Source organism: Belliella alkalica, from assembly GCF_022549785.1.
Lineage (GTDB): Bacteria > Bacteroidota > Bacteroidia > Cytophagales > Cyclobacteriaceae > Belliella > Belliella alkalica.
Genome location: NZ_JAKZGO010000060.1, coordinates 1 through 1555 on the forward strand (window position 1 = coordinate 1; position 1555 = coordinate 1555).

4 protein-coding genes are annotated in these 1555 nt (G+C 31.9%); all 4 read right to left on the reverse strand.

Annotation, left to right across the window (positions count from 1 at the left end; translation table 11 throughout):
- The coding region (locus tag MM213_RS20585) for a hypothetical protein (protein ID WP_241414768.1) at nt 1-200 on the reverse strand (200 nt) is incomplete at its 3' end.
- Between the two features lie 31 nt (nt 201-231).
- The gene (locus tag MM213_RS20590; RefSeq protein ID WP_241414769.1) at nt 232-405 is read right to left on the reverse strand and encodes a hypothetical protein; all 174 of its coding nucleotides are present in this window, start codon (nt 403-405) and stop codon (nt 232-234) included.
- A gap of 272 nt (nt 406-677) precedes the next feature.
- Nucleotides 678-1217 carry a DUF6705 family protein gene (locus MM213_RS20595; RefSeq protein ID WP_241414770.1) on the reverse strand — a complete coding sequence of 180 codons (540 nt, stop codon included), beginning with the start codon at nt 1215-1217 and terminating at the stop codon, nt 678-680.
- A gap of 2 nt (nt 1218-1219) precedes the next feature.
- The coding region (locus tag MM213_RS20600; RefSeq protein ID WP_241414771.1) for a hypothetical protein at nt 1220-1555 on the reverse strand (336 nt) is incomplete at its 5' end.

Below are 1555 nucleotides of genomic sequence, written 5' to 3' on the forward strand. Positions count from 1 at the left end.
CATGGGATGATGTCTGAGAAGTTTGGTGGGGGACACTCTTTGTAAAGAAAAGTAGCGGAGATGATCATGCCCGTAGCCTGATCAGTCAATACATAGAAATAATAAGTACAATTCGCATCTGCTAATCGAGCGGAAGCATTGCTATCTGAGCTAATACCTACTTCATAACCAATTTCTGCCATTGCTTCCAATTCATTCATGTTGATATCGGACCAGATTATGCCGATTTCTTCAGAGGGGTTTCCTATATCGATCTATGACGGCTTCATGTCTTTCGGCTAGATGCCTGAGGCTAAGAGTTCCTGAAACAAGTTCTATGACTCCAGGTCTGAGTAATTCACCTTCTGTACCATACTCGAATACCAATCTACGAATATAATTCTGATCTCCATATTCCCTATTCATCCACCTGTGATGTGGAGCAACTAGAAATGTGGCTTGTTTTTCTATAAGCTTTGACTTTTTCCATAGTGGAAAGTAATCGCCATAATTGCTGACTCTGCCAGTTTTGATTTCAGGCTTTCCAAAAGTACTTGTTTGGTCAATGTAATCCTGAGCATTATTGTTTGCCTTAATAATGTATCAAATACTAAGATTGATTTATGTTAAAAAATTCTTTTAAAACATAAAAAACCCGCTAATCAAATAATTTGAGCGGGCTTTTTAAAATGATAGAGTTAATGATCCATTTTCTTTAATATCCAAGTGGAGGGCACAGCAGGAATGTGATCTGGATCTGGTTTTAAGCTTACTCCTTCGCGATTCAATAAATTAGGAAAATTTAAAGCTATCATATTATCATAAAAGGAGATTTTTAGTTTTACATTTTTAGAGAAATTGTAAGCAAAATAATTACCCTCCATTGTTTCAGCATCAACCATTATTTCAGGATTGATTTTTTGTTTTAAAAGCTCATTTAAAGATGTCATATCCATATATCCATTCTTGTCAAATAAACTTAACCTATTTAGATTATTATAAACAACTTTGCCGTCAACTATTAATTTCCCTACTCCAAGTAGATATTTTTTTTGCTGTACTCCAACTAATATTTTAACTTCCGATATTTTTGTTTGAAACTCTATGTTCTCACTTTGATAAATCCAAGTACCTTCTAAATCGAAGTTGTCATTAACCTTATCTTGGCTAAAACATATTGTAGTTGAGTTAAATATAATGAATAGAAGTGTAATGTATTTTAACTTTATATTGTTCATAATTAATTACAGTTTAGGTTTTCAATGTTAGTTCCTTGATTATTTTTTCCAATTTTATTCCAATTGTTGAAGTTTGATAAATCTCCCTTAAATAAACTAATTCCAAGATTATTACTTTCAATAAAATTTAATAAGCCTATTTCATTTTGTGAAAAAATATTTGAGGGATTTACGTAAAGCCCGTATCCAAAATCATGTAAAATCAAATCTCCTTCACTAAAAGGGTCTATCTGGTTAGTTGAAAAATAATTCATAAAATCATTTAGGTTATTAATGCTCAATTGATAAGTTCCTCCAAAAGTGACTACGCCAAAAACGAAATTTTCAATATTGTTAAT